The organism is Grimontia celer, assembly GCF_900055185.1.
Taxonomy (GTDB): Bacteria; Pseudomonadota; Gammaproteobacteria; order Enterobacterales; family Vibrionaceae; genus Enterovibrio; species Enterovibrio celer.
In genome coordinates, this window is record NZ_FIZX01000001.1 from 185374 (window position 1) to 204925 (window position 19552).

Annotated in this window: 18 protein-coding genes; 9 read left to right on the forward strand and 9 right to left on the reverse strand. The window is 49.0% G+C overall.

The annotated features are described in order from the left end of the window. Positions 1–799: 799 nt before the first annotated feature. From GCE9029_RS00825 to GCE9029_RS00855, 7 genes are all read left to right on the forward strand, one after another. Positions 800–2086: an NCS2 family permease gene (locus GCE9029_RS00825; protein WP_002542332.1), complete on the forward strand. Its 1287-nt coding sequence runs from the start codon at positions 800–802 to the stop codon at positions 2084–2086. Positions 2087–2149: 63 nt separating this feature from the next. Then, the gene (gene gpt, locus GCE9029_RS00830; RefSeq protein WP_002542331.1) at positions 2150–2608 is read left to right on the forward strand and encodes a xanthine phosphoribosyltransferase; all 459 of its coding nucleotides are present in this window, start codon (positions 2150–2152) and stop codon (positions 2606–2608) included. Positions 2609–2752: 144 nt separating this feature from the next. After that, on the forward strand, positions 2753–4006 hold the full coding sequence (gene frsA / locus GCE9029_RS00835) for an esterase FrsA (protein ID WP_062660636.1): 1254 nt from the start codon (positions 2753–2755) through the stop codon (positions 4004–4006). A gap of 210 nt (positions 4007–4216) precedes the next feature. After that, positions 4217–4621, forward strand: a complete 405-nt coding sequence (crl, locus tag GCE9029_RS00840; protein WP_062660637.1) for a sigma factor-binding protein Crl — start codon at positions 4217–4219, stop codon at positions 4619–4621. 105 nt (positions 4622–4726) lie between these two features. Further along, on the forward strand, positions 4727–5884 hold the full coding sequence (proB, locus tag GCE9029_RS00845) for a glutamate 5-kinase (RefSeq protein ID WP_062660638.1): 1158 nt from the start codon (positions 4727–4729) through the stop codon (positions 5882–5884). A gap of 51 nt (positions 5885–5935) precedes the next feature. Next, positions 5936–7189, forward strand: a complete 1254-nt coding sequence (locus GCE9029_RS00850) for a glutamate-5-semialdehyde dehydrogenase (protein WP_062660639.1) — start codon at positions 5936–5938, stop codon at positions 7187–7189. A 110-nt stretch (positions 7190–7299) separates the two neighbouring features. Further along, positions 7300–8214, forward strand: coding sequence for a LysR family transcriptional regulator (locus tag GCE9029_RS00855; RefSeq protein ID WP_062663076.1), 915 nt, complete (start codon positions 7300–7302; stop codon positions 8212–8214). 25 nt (positions 8215–8239) lie between these two features. Here GCE9029_RS00855 and GCE9029_RS00860 read toward each other — a convergent pair whose 3' ends face one another. Both GCE9029_RS00860 and GCE9029_RS00865 read right to left on the reverse strand, forming a co-directional pair. Further along, positions 8240–9121 (reverse strand): YjjW family glycine radical enzyme activase, encoded by an 882-nt coding sequence (locus GCE9029_RS00860; protein WP_062660640.1) that lies wholly within the window; start codon positions 9119–9121, stop codon positions 8240–8242. Positions 9122–9151: 30 nt separating this feature from the next. Beyond that, the gene (locus tag GCE9029_RS00865) at positions 9152–10693 is read right to left on the reverse strand and encodes a YjjI family glycine radical enzyme (RefSeq protein ID WP_062660641.1); all 1542 of its coding nucleotides are present in this window, start codon (positions 10691–10693) and stop codon (positions 9152–9154) included. A gap of 488 nt (positions 10694–11181) precedes the next feature. Between GCE9029_RS00865 and GCE9029_RS00870 the strand changes: the two genes are divergently transcribed. Continuing rightward, a complete protein-coding gene (locus GCE9029_RS00870) occupies positions 11182–11772 on the forward strand; it encodes a hypothetical protein (protein ID WP_062660642.1) in 591 nt (196 codons plus the stop codon). Then, positions 11759–11941: a hypothetical protein gene (locus GCE9029_RS00875; protein WP_062660643.1), complete on the forward strand. Its 183-nt coding sequence runs from the start codon at positions 11759–11761 to the stop codon at positions 11939–11941. Before GCE9029_RS00870 ends, GCE9029_RS00875 begins: the two co-directional genes overlap by 14 nt. Before the next feature lie 256 nt (positions 11942–12197). On the opposite strand, the gene lipA is transcribed toward GCE9029_RS00875, so the two are convergent. The 7 genes from lipA to mrdA form a co-directional block, all read right to left on the reverse strand. Next, complete coding sequence (gene lipA, locus GCE9029_RS00880; RefSeq protein ID WP_062660644.1) at positions 12198–13163, reverse strand: lipoyl synthase; 966 nt, start codon at positions 13161–13163, stop codon at positions 12198–12200. After that, positions 13160–13813 carry a lipoyl(octanoyl) transferase LipB gene (gene lipB, locus GCE9029_RS00885; protein ID WP_002542317.1) on the reverse strand — a complete coding sequence of 218 codons (654 nt, stop codon included), beginning with the start codon at positions 13811–13813 and terminating at the stop codon, positions 13160–13162. The genes lipA and lipB overlap by 4 nt, the downstream gene beginning before the upstream one ends. A 125-nt stretch (positions 13814–13938) precedes the next feature. After that, a complete protein-coding gene (gene ybeD, locus GCE9029_RS00890; RefSeq protein WP_062660645.1) occupies positions 13939–14208 on the reverse strand; it encodes a DUF493 family protein YbeD in 270 nt (89 codons plus the stop codon). A gap of 210 nt (positions 14209–14418) precedes the next feature. Then, the gene (locus GCE9029_RS00895) at positions 14419–15591 is read right to left on the reverse strand and encodes a serine hydrolase (RefSeq protein ID WP_062660646.1); all 1173 of its coding nucleotides are present in this window, start codon (positions 15589–15591) and stop codon (positions 14419–14421) included. Between the two features lie 123 nt (positions 15592–15714). Beyond that, the gene (locus GCE9029_RS00900; protein WP_062660647.1) at positions 15715–16530 is read right to left on the reverse strand and encodes a septal ring lytic transglycosylase RlpA family protein; all 816 of its coding nucleotides are present in this window, start codon (positions 16528–16530) and stop codon (positions 15715–15717) included. Next, positions 16530–17651 (reverse strand): peptidoglycan glycosyltransferase MrdB, encoded by a 1122-nt coding sequence (gene mrdB / locus GCE9029_RS00905; protein ID WP_002542312.1) that lies wholly within the window; start codon positions 17649–17651, stop codon positions 16530–16532. The genes GCE9029_RS00900 and mrdB overlap by 1 nt, the downstream gene beginning before the upstream one ends. Beyond that, positions 17648–19549 carry a penicillin-binding protein 2 gene (gene mrdA, locus GCE9029_RS00910; RefSeq protein WP_062660648.1) on the reverse strand — a complete coding sequence of 634 codons (1902 nt, stop codon included), beginning with the start codon at positions 19547–19549 and terminating at the stop codon, positions 17648–17650. The genes mrdB and mrdA overlap by 4 nt, the downstream gene beginning before the upstream one ends. Positions 19550–19552 lie beyond the last annotated feature (3 nt).

The window sequence follows — 19552 nt, forward strand, 5'->3', positions numbered from 1 at the left end:
ATTTTTCTCAATAACGCTTGAAATGCGATGTAATAAAATTACGTAATTAGGGCTAATTTAAAAAAATGTGTGATCATGATCGCTTTTAAGGTTGTAATAAAATAACGAAACGTCTATTATCTCACCGTCCCTTGGATTGGGCTCTTCGCCCGGGACATGGCCATGCGCTTTCATTTGTTTATGGATAAGCCCGAAATTTATTCGTCTCCACGGAACCGAGCTTTTAACGAAGCTGCATTCTTTTCGAATTTTTTTGAGGTAATAAGCTGATGAAAGGTAGTTCAGCGTGTCACTACTGGAACCGCGGTTCTGTATACACCACGAATTTTCGGTATCCGGCGACATTCGGATACAACCGCAAGTAAGCTTGCTTGTTCCCCCGAGGGCTGAGGCCCTCTACTGTAATACCCCGCTCTAACAGATACTTTGTTTCCGCAGTTTGGAAACGCCATTTTTATCTGGCGCCACTTTTAAAGTGGCGTTTTTTTTATCTATTTACTGGTGAAATATCGAGCACCTCTCATTCTGTTGAGTCACCTCTTTATATATCTCTCAGATTTCAAATCAGTACATTTATTAAGCAGCTTTTCCCTCTAACATGATGAGCGCAGAGTGGCGAGTCGTCACTAACGCGAAATGTCGTTTAATTCGTCAGCAATCAAGATTTTTAAACAGTTATTCACGCTGGAAATTTTGTGATGTGGCGGGTAATATTCGCGTCAAATTTTCACGCAAACGTTTGTGGAAAACGTTTGCGTCAACTTTTGCCAAATTCTTACTTTCCAAGGAACCGAAAGCCATGCTTGAGCGTCTTTTTAAACTGAAAGAGCAAGGTACAGATATCAAAACCGAGGTTATTGCGGGACTGACCACATTCCTGACAATGGCTTACATCATTTTCGTTAACCCGGCGATTCTGTCTGAAACAGGCATGGATCGTGGCGCAGTCTTTGTTGCAACCTGTTTGGCGGCGGCGATTGGCTGTTTCATTATGGGTCTGGTTGCGAACTATCCTGTTGCTCAGGCACCAGGGATGGGTCTGAACGCCTTCTTCACTTATACCGTTGTTTTCCAAATGGGCTACTCATGGCAGGTCGCACTGGCTGCGGTATTCCTGTCGGGTGTGTGTTTTATCGCGTTGAGCCTGTTTAAGGTGCGTGAATGGATTATTCACTCTATTCCGCTGTCGCTGCGTACCGGTATCTCAGCGGGTATCGGTATGTTCCTCGCGCTGATTGCACTGCAAAACTCAGGCATTGTCGTTGACCATCCAGCCACACTGGTTTCAATGGGCGACCTTTCTTCATTTGGTCCTGCGATGGCTGCATTGGGTTTCTTCTTGACCATTGGCCTGGTTAACCGCGGTATTAAAGGCGCGGTAATGATCGCGATTCTTATCGTGACGGCACTGGGTGTATTGTTTGGTGAAATTCAATACGGCGGCATCATGTCTGCGCCACCGAGCATTGCGCCAACCTTTATGCAGCTCGATTTTGCCGGCGCGATGGAAGTGGGTCTGATTTCTATCGTGTTCGCTTTCCTGTTTGTTGATCTGTTTGATACGGCGGGCACTTTGGTAGGTGTAGCGCAAAAAGCTGAGCTTTTAGATAAAGATGGCAAACTGCCGCGTCTAAACCGTGCGCTGTTGGCTGACAGTACGGCAACCACTGTAGGTGCGGTACTGGGTACATCGAATACTACGTCTTACATTGAAAGTGTGTCAGGTGTTGCTGCGGGTGGCCGTACCGGTCTAACAGCTGTGACGGTAGGCATTATGTTCCTGCTGGCGCTGTTCTTCTCACCACTGGCTGGAATGGTTCCGGCATATGCGACAGCTGGTGCGCTGTTTTACGTTGCTATTCTTATGATGTCAGGTTTGGTAAGCATCAATTGGCGTGACCTGACTGAAGCGGCACCTGTTGTGGTTGTGTGTCTTCTGATGCCTCTGACCTATTCAATTGCTCACGGTATCGGTCTGGGCTTTATCTCTTACTGTGCTATCAAAGCGTTCAGCGGTAAAGGACGTGATGTGCCTATCAGTATTTGGGTTCTTGCTGCCCTGTTCTTGCTGAAATTCGTTATGTAAGACACAATACGCCGCAATCGTTTGACTGAGTTAAATTGGCGTCTAACGCCTGAGGTTTTCTAAATGAGCAACAAGTTTGTTATCACCTGGGACAACATGCAAATGTACACCCGTCAACTGGCTGAAAAACTGCTACCAGCAGATCAATGGAAAGGCATTATCGCGGTAAGCCGCGGTGGTCTGGTTCCTTCAGCGATTTTGGCGCGTGAGCTGGGTATTCGCCATGTGGATACAGTTTGCATTTCTAGCTACGACCACGATCACCAGCGTGATATGCGTGTTCTGAAGAAAGCAGACGGCGACGGCGAAGGCTTCCTGGTAGTGGACGATCTGGTTGATACTGGCGGTACTGCAGAAGTCATTCGTGAAATGTACCCGAAAGCGAAATTCGTGACTGTTTGTGCGAAGCCAGCGGGTAAGCACCTGGTAGATGACTACGTGGTAGACATCCCTCAGGACTGTTGGATTGAGCAACCTTGGGACATGGGCGTAACTTTTGTTGAGCCAATCTCAAAGCGTTAATTGCTAAAGAACTTGAAAAAGCCCCTCTATGGGGCTTTTTTTATGACCAAATTTAGGCGCCTATCATTCAGGTGAGGTCATGGTTTTGAGCATTTTTGGGTATACAATGGTGTCAGTTCAGTTATTTAATCAAGGAGAGGTTCCGTGAGCGAAACCGAATCCGAAAACCTTTCAGTAAAACTCTTCAAACAACATAAGCACGCCAGAGAAACATCGACCATTGTTGGGTCGGTCAATCAATCACCAAATGATGTACACAATGCATTAGATGGAGACAGCGATAATAGCTGGTACCGCACACTCCGTCGTCCTCAGTGGATTTGGCAAGGTGTTGACCCTATTGATATGGAAGCCACTCTGGCGCGTATTGCGGGTTCTGATAACAATCGAAGCAATGAAACCCTTCTGGATACGGTTGTTGGCTACCGTTCTGGCAACTGGTCTTATGAATGGACACAGGGTGGAATGAAGCACCAAAAGCTGGCGCAGGATTGTGAAGAGCAAGGAAACAAAGAGGAAGCGGCTGAGCATTGGCTACGTGCTTGCACCTACTTTAGTATTGCAGCCTACCCGCACTTGAAAGGCGATCCTCTGTCTTTGCAGGCTGAAGTGCTCGCGAACAAAGCATTTCATTCAGCCATTGAAAAGTCCCCATATAAAATCAAAAACGTTGTTACCAAAGTCGATGGCAAGCCTCTGGAAGGCTTTTTGTACCTTCCTCACACTGATGAACCTCTTCCGACAGTCATTATCAGTGGTGGTTTAGATGCGCTACAAACAGACCTTTGGCGTTTATTCGAAACCTACTTTGCTCCGGCGAATATCGCCATGTTGACGTTGGACATGCCGTCAGTGGGTCGTAGCGGCCATTGGTCCTTGAGCGAAGATACCAGCAAACTGCATCAGGCGATGCTGAGTGAGCTCGCTTCAGTACCTTGGGTTGACCATCATCGTGTTGGCTGTATGGGTGTGCGTTTTGGTGGTAATGCTGCGGTTCGTATGGCATTTGTTGAGCAAAACCGGATTAAGTCGTGTGTCTCCATCGGTGGTGTTCTGCATTCAATGCTAAGTGATATGCAGCGTCTCAAGGCTATCCCTCCTATGTATTTGGATACTATTGCTTCGCGTATGGGAAAATCGCAGGCGTCAGCTTCTTTTCTCACCCAGCTCCAGGCGTTGTCTCTTAAAAATCAGGGGCTACTGACAGGCAGGAAAACCAAGGTGCCGGTACTGGCAATGAGTCTTGAGGGAGACCCTGTCTGCCCAGATACAGACAATCAACTGGCCGCGCTTTACAGCTACGGTGGTAAAGCCAAGACGCTTCCCAATAAGCCACTCCATGACGGATATCACAGAATTATGACTGAGGCTGTGAAATGGTTTAAGGATACCTTGTGATCTAGATCTTCTTAACGGCGTGGGGCGTTCATTAAATGCTCAAAGCATTGCTCGATGGGACGATATATTGATCGTAGCGTGTTATACAGACATGAGCTGCTGGTGAAAATACACATAATAAAAACAGGGGCTTTGCGCTAATCAGCCCCTCTTTTTGCCTATATGCAGTCGTGTTGAAACGGACTTTTTCTCGTATTATGGGAGCTTGCTATGACCGATGAAACCAAAACGCTTTCTCATGGGCGTCTGCTGACGCGTTTCGCTCAGATAGGGCCTTACCTGCGTCAAAATAAATGCTCAGAGGAAACCTACTTCTTTGACTGTTTGTCCGCCTGCGTCAATGCTAAAAAATCGCCAGAATGCAGAGAATTCTGGGGCTGGTGGATGGAAATTTCACCTAAAGACGGCGGGTTTGAATACGCTTATACCTTCGGTAAGTTCGACAGTGAAGGCGAATGGAAAGAGGAGAATGTACCAAACAAGTCCTCTTCCGAAGTGAAAGCATCGCTAGATGCGTTTTATTCAAAAATAACTGGATTTATCGAAGGTGAACTGGGATTGGAAATCACTGCCAAGCCTTCGCTCAAGCAGCCTAAGCTAGGTTCTGCAGCCTAAACCTCTCCTTTTGATGAATTATGTGATTGAGTTGCTTTAATCACTTGTTATCTTGGTCTGGGATTGATAAAAGAAGGGCTTAATCGCTTTTATGTTGTCAATGTCATGTCAGGCCAAGAAAACGTTTCATCTGTCTATTCTGGTGCTGGCGATACTTCTGATCGCCAGACCATTGTCGTCAAACTCGGTACCAGCGTACTGACCGGCGGCTCCAAGAAAATCGACCGCGCGCACCTTGTTGAATTGGTGCGTCAATGCGCCATGCTTATCCGTCAGGGACACAGAGTCATTGTTGTCACCTCTGGTGCGATTGCAGCGGGTCGTGAACACCTCAACTATCCCGAACTTGCGACGACCATTGCTAACAAGCAAATGCTGGCAGCGGTAGGTCAAAGCCGCCTTATCCAGGAATGGGAAAGCATGTTTGCCATTTATGGCATTAACATTGGTCAAATGCTGCTGACCCGCGCTGACTTGGATGACCGCGAGCGTTACCTCAATGCACGCGACATGCTGCAAGCGCTGCTGGCAAACAACATTGTGCCTGTGGTGAATGAAAACGATGCGGTTGCAACGGCAGAAATCAAAGTCGGTGACAATGATAACCTGTCAGCGCTGGTCGCGATTTTGGCTGAAGCAGACAAGCTTTTATTGCTGACTGACCAACCGGGTTTATTCACTGCTGATCCACGCAGCAATCCTGATGCAGAGCTTATCCGAGAAGTGCATACCATTGATGAGACCCTGCACAAGCTGGCGGGTGGCAGTGTCAGTGGGTTAGGTACAGGTGGCATGGCAACCAAACTGCAGGCAGCAGACGTTGCTCGCCGTGCAGGTATTGAAGTGACGATCGCAGCAGGTAGTCGTCCTGAAGTGATTCAACATTTGGTGGATGGCAAAGAGGCCGGTACGCGTTTCCTTCCATTGGAATCACCTTTGGAAAGCCGCAAACGCTGGATTCTGGCTGGGCCTCCTCCAGCGGGGAACATCATTATTGACGACGGCGCCGCGAAAGCAGTGGTTGAGCGTCACAGTAGCCTGTTATCAAAAGGCATTACTGGCGTAGAGGGTCATTTTGACCGAGGTTCAGTAGCACGCATCTGTAACCAGAAAGGTAAGCAGTTGGCGCGCGGTATTTGTCGCTATTCAAGCAAAGATCTTAGCGCGATCGCGGGTCGACATAGCCAGGACATTCAAGATATTCTGGGATACGCTCACGGCGCGGTCGCAGTGCACTGCGACGACTTGGTCGTTATCGATTAATCAGACTGTGGCAGAAGCCGCGGTTATTCAGGAAGAGCAATAGAGGCTGAAATGAGTCTTCAACAAATGGGACGTGCAGCGAAAGACGCTGCTTACGCACTGGCAACGGCACCGACAGCGCAAAAAAACAAAGCGCTGGCAGTCATTGCTGACGAATTGGAAGCGAATGCAGCAACTATCCTTGCTGCCAATGCAAAAGACATCGATGCGGGACGCGAAGCGGGTTTGCCCGACGCGATGCTGGATCGTCTTTTGCTGAACGAAGCGCGTTTAGCAGGCATTGCTGCTGACGTTCGCAACGTGATTTCGCTGTCCGATCCCGTCGGCAGCGAGATTGACTGCAAAGTGCTGGAAAACGGCATGACATTGAGCCGCCGCCGCGAACCCATTGGCGTTATTGGTGTGATCTATGAAGCGCGCCCGAACGTGACCATTGATATCGCTTCTTTGTGTCTGAAAACCGGCAATGCAAGCATTCTGCGTGGTGGTCGTGAAACCTTCCACTCAAACGTTGAGCTGGTGAAAGTGATTCAGACCGCGCTGGAAAAAGCCGATTTGCCAGCCGCATCTGTGCAATATATTGAAAAGCCAGATCGCGAGCTTGTGGGTGAGCTGCTTCGCCTGGACGAGTATGTTGACATGATCATCCCTCGCGGCGGCGCGGGTCTCCACAAGATGTGCAAGGAAAACAGCACGATTCCTGTGATCATTGGCGGCTTCGGCATCAGTCACTTGTTCGTAGATAAAACTGCTGATCTCGAGCGCTCGCTGGATGTGATCATTAATTCCAAGGTTCAACGTCCTTCTGCGTGTAATGCGCTGGATACCTTGCTGGTTCACGAAGCGGTTGCCGCTGAGGTGCTGCAAAAACTGACACCACTGTTCAATGACAACAAGCTGAAAATCGTTGCTGATAAAGCGTCGCTGCCATTGCTGGGCGGCGTTGCATATCTGCAAGAAGTGGCAGAAGGTGATTTCGACACCGAATGGCTGAGCTACACGCTGGGCGTGGCTGTGGTCGCCGATGTGCACGCAGCGCTCAAACACATGCGTGACCACAATGCGAGCCACTCAGATGCGATCCTGACTAACGATCTGGCCGCAGCAGAAGCCTTTATCAATGGCGCAGGTTCTGCGGCGGTATACGTGAATGCGTCTACTCGCTTCACAGACGGCGCGCAGTTCGGTTTGGGTGCAGAGGTTGCGGTATCTACTCAGAAACTGCACGCACGTGGTCCTATGGGCTTGGAAGAACTCACCACCTACAAGTGGGTCGGTAAAGCAGACTACCTGCCACGCGCTTAACCTGCGCACCGAATGAATATTGAAAGGCACGCGAAAGCGTGCCTTTTTCTTTTCTGCCAATCTTTTTGAAGGTAATCTCTCGCCAACCTTTACGATTGAAAAAGACCGCCATGGATTACACCACGCTTTCCCGCATCAGCCTGAAAAATCTCACTGTAATGCATGTGCTCTTGATGACGCATAGCGTGACACAAACGGCAGAGATTCTTTGCGTGACGCCATCAAGTGTCAGTAAGGCTTTGGGGCAGCTTAAATCCGATCTGAATGACGAACTCTTTTTCCGTCGCGGCAACCAACTGATGCCGACGCAATACGCGCTCAGCATTGGTCCTGCTATCCATAACGTGCTTTCCAACATCAGCGGTATCTTTGAGCAGGGTGAATTCGCACCGGAGAGGTTTGGCGGCAGTCTGTCACTCGCCATGCGGGAAAGTACGTTTGAACTTTTCGCGCCCACGCTATGTGATATTTCCCAAAAACTGGGTGCCAGTGCGCAGCTCAGTATTTCCACTAAGGAGCAATTCAGTTTCGAAGCGCTGCTCAGTGGTAAGCTGGACTTTCTCGTACTTCCTCACGATGTCAGCCAGCCACCGACGCTCAGCAAGAGCCTAGTCTGGCAGACGATTCTGGAAGACGAAATGGTGTGTTTGATGAACCCAAACCATCCGTTGGCTGATGTGGAGTTAGACATTGATGGCTACCTGAGTTGTCGCCATATCAACGTGATAGATAAAGATTTATCAGAGCCGTATTTCGAACAAACCCTGACCCAGCACCATGGTGCGCGTCAGATAGCCATGCGTGTGGCGGATTTTGGGTCGGCAGCATCTACCTGTCATCACTCAAACTATCTGTTTACCTGCTCTAAACGTTGGGCGGAAACCGCCTTGCAGGCAAAAGGACTGGTGGCGAAACCTCTGCCGTTTGATTATGGGCAGGTGGCATACAGTCTGGTATGGAATACGGTGAGCCTGAATAACCCAGCCTGTCGTTGGCTTCATAGCCAGCTTATTGCCGAGAGCTAATCGCCAATCAAAGTAAGGTGGAGAGTTAGGTATAAATGGTCGGCTTCAGTATCGGCCGATGAATGCGGGCGAACAGCAAATCGTGGAAGCGATCCATTTCCGCTTCGCTGCATTTTTCCCACTCTAATGCCTGACCCATCACGCCATGGTGTTGAAAGGCATTGAGGCGAATTTGAACTGACTCTGGCAATGTATTGAGATACGCGCCGACGGCATCCACTTCCGTATCCAAGTCGCTTTTCCCCGGAATATGAAGCAAACGCACTTCGTGCAGTTTTCCCATCTCAGCCAGCAAGTCGATAGTGTCTATGACGCGGTGTTTATCGCGGCCAATCAGCCAGCGATGCGTCTCGGATTGCCAGGATTTTAAATCAATCATTGCGCCATCGAGGTAAGGGGCAACGCGCTCCCAACCTGAACGCGACAATGAACCGTTGCTGTCGATAAAACATGTCAGGTGCGACAACGCAGGGTCGGCTTTTACCGCTTTGAAAAGCTCGATGATGAACGGCAGTTGCAGCGTGGCTTCACCGCCTGACACGGTAATGCCGTTCAGGAAAAAGTGGTGCTGGCGAACCAAGGCCAGCATGTCGTCCAAGCTGTAGCTGACAATTTTTGGGTTGGATTTGTGAGGGCACACGTCGATGCAAAGATCGCAGTGAGTACATTTTTTGGCATCCCAAACCACTTTGCCTTCAGCACTGAATGACAGCGCATCAGCAGGGCAGGGCGCCACACAATCGCCGCAATCGGTGCAGTGATTAATGGTATGCGGATTGTGGCAGGTAATGCAGTCGAAATTGCAGCCCTGCAAAAAGATGACCAGGCGGTTGCCCGGTCCATCTACACAAGAGAATGTCAGGATACGGCTGACTAAGGCGTTTGTCTTACTCGGTTTCACTGACATTCTCCGATTGTGCTTTCTACTGACGTTTACTTACTTGTAAACAGGCGTGGTCTCGAAGCTCACCACACGTGGTGCGCGGTCAAGAATACCCGTGTTGCAAGCCGCTTCTGCGCCCAGCCACGTGGTGTTCTTACGAGAACCTTCGTCGTCGTATTTCGCGATGTCAGACAGTTTGATCATGTAACCCGTTACGCGTACCAGATCGTTTGACGCAACGTTCGCGGTGAACTCACGGTAGCCCATGTTGATCGCACCTTTACACAGGTTGAACATGGCTTCTGGGTTTGATTTTACTGTCTCGTCGATGGTCAGAATGTCACTGATACCTGAGGTGTAGTATTTGTGGTGACCTGCGGTTGCGTGAACGTAAGTCACTGGGTCTGGTTCAGTACCATAAGGGATACGAACACCTGGGGTCACGTCTTTATCGATGCTGATGCCACCTTGTGAGTGCAGTACTGCTTTACCGTTCAGGCCATACTTCACAGGGCTTGATTCAACCAGCTCCGCCAGTTTTGCAGAGATAGCGTGACCCAGTTCGTTTGCGGCGATGTCGTGACCGTACTTCAGTGACTGACCGTCTTTCTCCATCAGGATGTTGACTGCTTCCGCCATGCCGTAAATACCGAACATAGGCGCGAAACGACCTTCTTCAATCAGACCTTCTGTTGCCAGGAAGTGTTTGAAGTAGTTTGAAGACTCGTGCAGGAAGCTGCTGCGAACGTCCATCAGTTCAACCATCAGCTTGCTGTAAGTTGGCAGCACTGCGTTCAGGAAGTCTTCTGCACTTTCCGCTTTCTCAGCAGCATGCTTCAGGTTCATACGTACCAGGGTGTTAGAACCGCCAGCCAGTGGCAGCGAGTTGTAGCAGCTTACGATACCGAAACGCTTGTCGCCGTATGCGGCAGCGTGCATTGGGTAGTTCGCGATGTGTGGCTTGCTGCACTCAACGATGTTTGCGGTTGCTTGACGCAATAGGTCGTCAGACGTAACCGCTGGGTCGTACATGAACGTCAGGTTCGGTGCGATTTGCTTCAGCTCAGCATCCACGCGCAGGATAGTGCGACAGATGATGTTGTCTGCTGGGCCGATGTTTGCGTGCATGAATGCATCTGGCAGGGTGCGGTCCAGCATGATCCAGAAACGCTTAATTTTTTGGTAGATCTCTTCGTCTGACAGCTTGCCCACGTAAGGCATCAGCACGTCATCCAACTGACCCACGTAAACAGGAATGTTGGTCACAGACGGTACGTGGTGGTAGATGATGTTCAGCATGTTCAGCGCATCATCTAGGTTCTCTGCGGGAGACAGCTCTAGGTACTCAGAACCTTGAGACAGGAACTTTGCGTAGTCTGGCAGTACGTAGCGTGGTTTGAACGGTGCGTGACCTTCAAACATGTCACAGATAACGCCGTCTTTCATCGCCTGCTCGATATCGTCAGAGATATCCATGTAAGGCAGGCTTGCTTCTGCTTCCAACGCCAGCCATTGGTTTTTCTGCTTTGGCGACAGGGTTGGGTTGTTGATGATTTGGTAGAAACGTTCTTGAAGTTCTGTCAGATGCTTGCTCATGGAAAAGACCCTACTTAAATTTGGGTTTATTCTAAGCGCGGATCCGGTTTGCCACTATTGAACAATCAAGAAGTGTGTTTTACCAAAATGGAAATCCGAGTATTGGGTGGAATTGGTGTGAAAAAGGACTGAAGGAGAGGGAACTGAGCCTCCCCCCAGCGTAACTCAAAAATGCCCCATTTCGCGTTAGCTGAATTAAATTCCATCAATCTAAATTAAAGAGTTTTCGATAGGTTTTCTAAAGTTAAATGAGAGGTACGAAACAATACCCCAGCTTGTCGTATTTTCTCTTTCGTAATTTGGGGAATACCAAAGTATTCCTTTAAAAGCAGAAGCTTATACATAACTCAAGAGCCTTTGAGATGAAGGGTATCCCGTGTCGGGAGTTGGGCTAGTAAATGCAATTCATTCAGGGGATGGGTTTTAAGTGATTGTATTGTATAGTGTAGTGACGTAAAATGCGTCATCCTTAGAAGTAAAGCACTACAATGAAAAAAACACTTACTTTGAACACGTTTGAGGCTGAAGTTACAAATGGTCAGCCGCATCATAATGCAGAAGTTGTTGCCATTCGTAATACTTGCATGCAGCAAGATGTTAAAGAAATTGAGATTACGTGCACCAATAACCAAGGGGGCGTGATCGAGAGCTTTTTGTTAGTCGTTGCTAGTATCAATCACGCGATTGCACATAATAAATCTGTACGCATTGTTTTTACAGGTCATGCATTTTCTTGTGCTTCTCTTTTGTATGTTTTTTCTGTTTTGAGAGCTGAGATTGATGTACAGCATCATAATGTACGCTTAGGGTTTCACACAGCACAAATTGGAGTGCAGTTTCAAACGACACCTAAAATGTACACTGAGCAGACTTTTCTGGATGAATTTAACAAAGGTTTAGCACAAGCTAAATACGATGAAAGTACAGTTAAATCACTTTACGAAAGCTTCCTAAATCAAATTTTGTATGTTAGTCCAGAAGAACAAAAAGATTTGTTAGATAAGTATGATGATAATGCTAATATGATGTACGACGTATCTCAGGGTGCGCAAGGGGAGTTGGCGTATGCAGCAAGTTAAAAACTTAAACGAACTATCACTAAATCTTGATAATATTGATACACTTATTGCCAGTCTTAATGAGTGCACTTTTAAAGTCGCTGATGAAACTCATGAAGGCGGCAGCTATAAAATCACTAAAAATGCTCATGAAGCAGCCATAGTGGAAAAGGTCGAAGCTGAACATTAAGTCCTTTGTAAGAATCAATAAAAAGCTCGGTTTACCGAGCTTTTTTTGTGTGCATAGAATAGAAGCCTAATACAATGAACGCTTTCCGGTCTATAGGCACTTGAGAGCGTAACCGCCGACTCGGAATTGTCCAAAGCCCATTTTATGCTGCAAGACACTTAACCTATTCATTCACCACAGGCACAAGCTTCAACGACCAGAAACAAAAAACGCCGAGCAATGCTCGGCGTTTCCTTATTTAGAACTGCGTTAGCGCTTACTTAATTTCCACGCCCTGCGCTTGCAGGTCTGCGTGGTAAGAAGAACGCACGAACGGACCACAGGCTGCGTGGGTAAAGCCCAGCTCCAACGCAATCTCTTTCAGCTCATCAAACTCTTCTGGCGGCACGTAACGCTCTACCGGCAGGTGGTGACGGCTTGGTGCCAAGTATTGGCCCAGTGTCAGCATGGTCACACCGTGTGCACGCAGATCTTTCAGAACTTCGATGATCTCTTCTTTGGTTTCACCCAGACCCATCATGACGCCTGACTTGGTTGGGACGTTTGGATGCATTTCGCCGAACTTCTTCAGCAGCTCCAGAGACCATTTGTAGTTCGCACCCGGACGCGCTTTGCGGTAAAGGCGTGGGGCGGTTTCCAAGTTGTGGTTGAACACATCTGGCGGGTTGTCTTTCAAAAGATCAAGCGCAGTGTCCATACGGCCACGGAAGTCAGGAACCAGCGTCTCGATGCGTATTTCTGGGTTCAGCGCGCGGATTTCACGGGTACAGTCGGCGAAGTGTTTAGCACCACCGTCACGCAGGTCATCACGGTCTACCGAGGTAACCACCACGTATTTTAGCTTCATGTCGCTGATGGTTTTCGCCAGTTTTGCTGGCTCATTTTCATCTGGCTGGTTTGGACGGCCATGTGCAACATCACAGAAAGGGCAGCGGCGAGTACAAATTGCACCCAGAATCATGAAGGTCGCGGTGCCGTGGTTGAAACATTCTGCCAAGTTAGGGCAAGACGCCTCTTCGCACACCGAGTGCAGATTGTTTTTGCGAAGCGCAGACTTGATGTCTTGGATACGCTTGCTGTCCGCAGGCAGCTTGATCTTCATCCACTCAGGTTTGCGCAGCATCTCTTTTTGTTCGGTCGGCATGTTCTTGACCGGGATGAGCGCCATTTTGTCTGCGTCGCGGTACTTAACACCGCGTTCCATCTGGATCGGTTTGCTCATAGTTGATTGCTTTCTGTTAGGGACTCGACCTGATCATAGCCCAGATGCGAAGTCAGTTTCTCTACTAACACAGGGTATAGCTCGGTCAGTGAAGCCGGGCCCCCTAAATCGACGGTTTGTGTCATTGCCATGCCTTCATAACCGCAAGGGTTGATACGAAGGAAGGGTGACAAGTCCATATTGACGTTAAGCGCCAGCCCATGGAAAGAGCAGCCTCGGCGGATACGAAGACCCAGCGAGCAAATTTTGTCGTTACCTACATACACGCCCGGCGCATCAGGACGCGCCCGGGATTCAATACCGTAATGGGCGAGCGTATCGATCACAATGTTCTCAATCGAAGTGACCAGTTCTCGCACACCCAGCTTTTTGCGTTTCAGATCGATCAGGAAGTAAGCCACCTGTTGGCCTGGACCATGGTATGTCACCTGACCACCACGATCACTCTGTACTACCGGGATATCCCCCGTTGCTAACAAGTGTTCAGCTTTTCCCGCCTGTCCTTGGGTAAACACAGGTTCGTGCTCTACCAGCCAGATTTCGTCAGTTGTATCGGCGTTACGTTCGTCAGTGAAAGCATGCATGTCTTTCCACGTTGGTTCGTAAGGACGCAATCCGAGTTGTCTGATAATGAGGCGGTTCTGCTGCAATGTACACCTGCCGGAATTGAATATGATAGGGATAGCTGTCTCAGTCACGACATTATAATGACAGACGGCTGAAATAACAGCCGCCTAATCGTATGGGTATTGTGGTTCTTTGGTCTAATAGGGGATTACAGAACCATACGTACGATGTCGATGTCACCCAGTTCTTTGTACAGCGCTTCAACTTGTTCGATAGAGGTGGCTGTAATGGTGATGGATACTGCATTGTAAGTGCCTTTGCCGCTTGGCTTAACGCTTGGGCTGTAATCGCCCGGTGCGTGGCGCTGGATCACTTCCAAAACCAGATCTGTCAGCTCTGGCTTCGCGTATCCCATGACCTTGTAAGTGAACTTACATGGGAATTCCAGCAGGTCTTTTAGTTTTGGTTGCTCTTGCATTGGTTACTCCAGAATTGGTCACAGAACTTTCTCTGTTGACCCTAAATATATGTGCAGATGATCACGCAATTTGTTGGGAACGAATAGTAATCGTCCTGTTATCAGAAAACAAGATGATGTGATTTCTGTTCCTTAGGCATCAATATGGGGGCAATAGCAGCAAATAAAAAGGGCAGCCATTGGCTGCCCTTGAAAGTCTGTGCTTCAGTCTTAGAACAAATTCTTGAAGAACATGATGATGTAGTCCATCAGACGGCTGAACAAGCCACCTTCCTGCACATCGTTCAGTGCTACCAATGGGTATTCCGCGATGTCTTCACCGTCAACCTGGTAGTAAAGCTTACCAACAACATCGCCTTTCGCGATTGGTGCTTCCAGTGTTTTCTCAAGCACAAAGCTTGCTTCCAAGTCTTTTGCCTTACCGCGTGGCAGGGTGACGTAGGTGTCTTCAGAAACGCCCAGTGCTACTTGGTCGGTATCACCCATCCACACTTTCTCAGTCACGAAGGTTTCGTTCGCTTTGTGTGGTGCTACGGTTTCGAAGAAACGGAAGCCGTAGTTCAGCAGTTTCTTACTTTCAGCCTTGCGGGCGTTTGCACTGTTGGTGCCCATGACAACTGCGATCAGACGCATGTCGCCTTCAGTTGCTGAGCTTACCAGGCTGTAACCCGCTTTATTGGTGTGGCCGGTTTTAATACCGTCCACGTTCATGCTCTTGTCCCACAACAGGCCATTACGGTTGTACTGGGTAATGCCATTGTAGGTGAACGATTTCTCTTTGTAGATACGGTACTCTTCCGGTACATCACGGATCATTGCCTGACCCAGCAACGCCATGTCGTATGGTGTGGTGTACAGGTCGTCGTGATCCAGACCGTGTGAGTTGGCGAAGTGGGTATCTTTCATGCCCAGTGTTTTCGCCCAGCCGTTCATCAGGTCAACAAACGAGTCTTCAGAACCAGCGATGTGCTCAGCCATTGCCACACAAGCATCGTTACCTGACTGAATGATGATGCCGCGGTTTAGGTCTTCCACTTTAACGGTGGTACCTACTTCAATGAACATCTTCGAGCTGCCTGGGAAGTTTTTCGCCCAAGCGTTTTTGCTGATCACCACGTCATCATCAAGGCTGATGTTGCCGCGTTCAACTTCCTGGCCAATAACATAGCTGGTCATCATTTTGGTCAGGCTGGCCGGGTTAAGACGTTCGTAGGCGTTGTTTTCCGCCAGGATCTTACCCGAGTTGTAATCCATCAGTACGTACCCTTTTGCCGCGATTTGAGGCGCATCCGGGACGACGGTTGGAGCTGCAACAGCGGCAGCGGATGAGAAGACAGCAGTCGATAAGACTAAAGAGCGCAACAATGAGGGTGATTTTTTCATATATATAGGTACTTACTTGGTATTTCTTCAGTCAAAAAACTGTCGACACTATAACAGATAGCCCGTGTAGTGTCAGACAGGGTTACAACAACTTACTAAATTGAAACTATTAGGCCAACAGCCCTAATTACTGACACCTGATTTGTTGCCCGGTTCATCGGTAATTGGCTCAACAACGACGAATGCCTCATTTATTTGCTGCTCTCTGGCAAGCAATGCGGCTTTTTGTGTCTGGTCGTAGTCGTAAAATGGCCCTAAACGCACACGATAAACGCTGCCTGATTGGTGGATATCCGTTGGCAATTCGAACTGCTTCTGGAAAGTGTCAGCGGCCTTTCTTGCTTTGTCCTGACTGGATATCGCTACCAGTTGTACAAAATAGCGGTTTAGGCGTGCACCTTGCCACTCATTATTGTCTTGAGGTTTATCAACCTTGAGTAGCGTCACTTTTACAGGTGCCGTCCCGGTTTTAAGGATGTCGAGCTTGGATGCCGCTGCATAGCTCAGGTCAATAATGCGCCCTTCATGGAAAGGACCACGGTCATTGACGCGGACAATGGCTTTTTTGCCATTAGCGGTGTTTTCTACTTCTACATAGCTAGGCAGTGGCAGCGTTTTGTGGGCAGCAGACATGGAGAACATGTCGTAAATCTCGCCATTTGACGTTTTATGGCCGTGGAATTTCTTGCCATACCAAGATGCAATGCCCTCCCCGGTGTAATCCTCAGGGTCTTTCATTACCTGATAACTCTCACCACGGACGGTGTAGTCTTTGTTACCGGCTCGGCTGTAAGGTTCGTATCGTGGTTGCGCATCCTCGACATGATCCAGCGTTGGAATCGCTTCCGGTGCTTTATCATGCTCCAGACTGTAGCGGTCATCGCTTTGCGTGGCACAGCCGGAAAGTACGAGAGCAGTAATCACCAATATTTTTTTCATTACAGAGCCTTAGAAAGCATTTTTCTATGAGTATGGATAGACATTAAGATGCCGAAACCTGCCATCAAAGTCACCATGGAGGTGCCTCCATAGCTGACAAGGGGCAGGGGAACACCAACAACGGGTAAGATTCCACTTACCATGCCGATGTTAACGAAGACATAAACGAAGAAGCTAAGCACAATACTGCCTGCCATCATACGCCCAAATGCTGTTTGCGCGCGGCTGGCAATTAACAGGCCACGGCCGATGATGAAAAGGTAAAGCGCCAGCAAGCATGCGACACCAATCATTCCCCACTCTTCAGCAATCACGGCGAAGATAAAGTCGGTATGGCGCTCTGGCAGGAACTCCAATTGAGATTGTGTGCCTTGAAGCCACCCTTTACCGCCAATTCCCCCGGAACCAATGGCAATTTTTGATTGGATGATGTGGTAACCCGCGCCCAATGGGTCGGATTCTGGATCAAACAGGGTGCGAACGCGGACACGTTGGTATTCGCGCATCAGGAAGAACCAAAGCACTGGGATGAACGCGGCCACCAAAGTACCTGCCCCTAAGATGATTCGCCAACTGATACCGGACAGAAACAACACAAAAATACCTGATGCAGCAATCAAGATTGAGGTTCCTAAATCCGGCTGTTTGGCGATGAGAATGGTGGGAACAAAGACCATCACCAAACCAATAATCAGGGTTTGAAAACGCGGTGGTAGAGGTTCTTTACCGATAAAGCGGGCCACCATCAAGGGTACCGCAAGCTTAATCAATTCTGATGGCTGGAAGGTGACAACGCCTAAATCCAGCCAGCGCTGTGCGCCCTTGGCGGTTTCACCAAACAAAAGCACAGCGATCAGCATCAGAATTCCCGTCACATATAGATAGGGAGCCCAGAATTCGTAATGCCGGGGAGAAATTTGGGCGAGCACAAACATCACGCCCAGCGAAAGAAAGATCCGGAAAACCTGACGTTCCATCATGGCAACGCTTTGGCCACTGGCACTCCACATCACCATCAGGCCAAATCCCATCAGTGCAAGGATGCCGAGCAAAAGAGGCAAGTCTATGTGCAACCGCTCAAACACAGTCTTCTTCTGACCAGTTGATGCAAACAAGCTCATTGGACTTGCTCCTCCTTCTTATCTGCGTTCTTTTTGTCTTTGTAGCCATCAACCAGCATATGGTCGAAGATACGACGGGCGATAGGTGCACCGTTACTTGAACCGCCACCGGCGTTTTCCAACACCATAGAGACAATCACTTCTGGATCATCAAAGGGTGCGAAGCCGGTGTAGAGCGCGTGGTCACGAAGGTGTTCAGCAATTTCATCGGCGTTATATTCTTCGTCTTCACCCAGACCAAAGACCTGCGCTGTTCCTGATTTACCGCCAGTCACATATTCAGCGTTAGCAAAGGCGCGGCGAGCCGTCCCTTTCTTGCCGTGGTTAACGAGACGCATGCCTTCAAGAGCTGCATCCCAGTATTTCTCATCGACGTTTTCAATCGGTGGATACGGAGAAAATGGTGCGACTTCCATGACACCTTCGTTCTCCATGCGCTGAAGAAGGTGAGGTGGATTGACTTCACCACGGTTGACCAACACTGAGGTCGCTTTCGCGATTTGCATCGGGGTCGCTGTCCAATAGCCTTGGCCGATTCCGACTGGAATGGTGTCACCCTTGTACCAAGGCTGGCGATGACGTGCCATTTTCCATTCGCGGGTTGGCATGTTGGCTTTGCTTTCTTCATGGATGTCGATACCGGTGTAATCACCAAAACCAAAGCGGCTCATCCAAGTAGATAGCTTATCAATGCCCAAATCATAGGCAATTTGATAGAAGAAAGTATCCACCGACTCTTCAATCGATTGAACGATATTTACCCGACCATGACCCCATGCGAGCCAGTCGCGGAAAGGACGTGAGGTTGAGTTCGGCAAGCGCCAGTAACCCGGGTCGTTTCGCGTGGTGTTCAGCGTGATGGCTTTTTCTTCCAGTGCTGCAACAGCAATGAAAGGCTTAACCGTCGATGCGGGTGGATAGATACCCAAGGTGGCGCGATTCACCAGCGGACGGTTTTTGTCATTGAGCAATTTGCGGTAATTTTTGCCGGAGATACCGTGAACGAACAGATTCGGGTCATAACTTGGCGTGGAAACCATCGCTAGCACTGAAGAGTCTTTCGGATCGAGCACTACAACTGCGCCACGGCGATCGCCGAGGATAGAGCGGATGTAAAGCTGGAGATCGACATCGAGGTTCAGCACCAGATCTTTACCCGGCTCTGGTGGGACGTACTTCAGCGTACGGATAATACGTCCACGGCTGTTGACTTCGACTTCCTGATAACCAGCGGTGCCGTGCAATTCAGACTCGTAGAACCTTTCAATGCCGAGTTTGCCGATATCACGGGTCGCTTTGTAGTTGTTGAGTACACCTTCACGATCAAGACGGTTTATGTCTTTATCGTTGATTTTTGCCACGTAGCCCAAGACATGGGTTAACGCGTCACCATAGGGGTAGTAACGCTTGAGGTAACCTTTGATCTCTACGCCGGGGAACTTGTGCTGATTGGCAGAGAAAATGGCCACTTCCTCTTCCGTCATCTGGTTTTTCAGGGTGACGGCGTTGAAACGGCGGGTGCGTTTCTTGTCACGCTCAAACGCCCGGATTTCGTTTTCAGAAATCGGCAGAAGCTCCTGCAAGCTGGCGATGGTGCCGGGAATATCTTTCACCTGCTCGGGTGTAATTTCCAATGCATAAACAGGGCGGTTTTCCGCGAGCAATTTGCCATTGCGGTCGTAAACCAACCCTCGGTTTGGCGCAACAGGAACGACTTTGATGCGGTTATCATTGGAGCGGGTGATGTAATCATCATGATCTTCCACCTGAATGTTATACAGGTTAAGAAGCAGGACGCCGACGAGAACAAGAATGCCGCCGAAAGCCACAACGGCCCGGCGGAAAAAGAGGGAAGACTCGGCCTGATGATCGCGTATAGGACTACGCTTGTGCTTCATGAA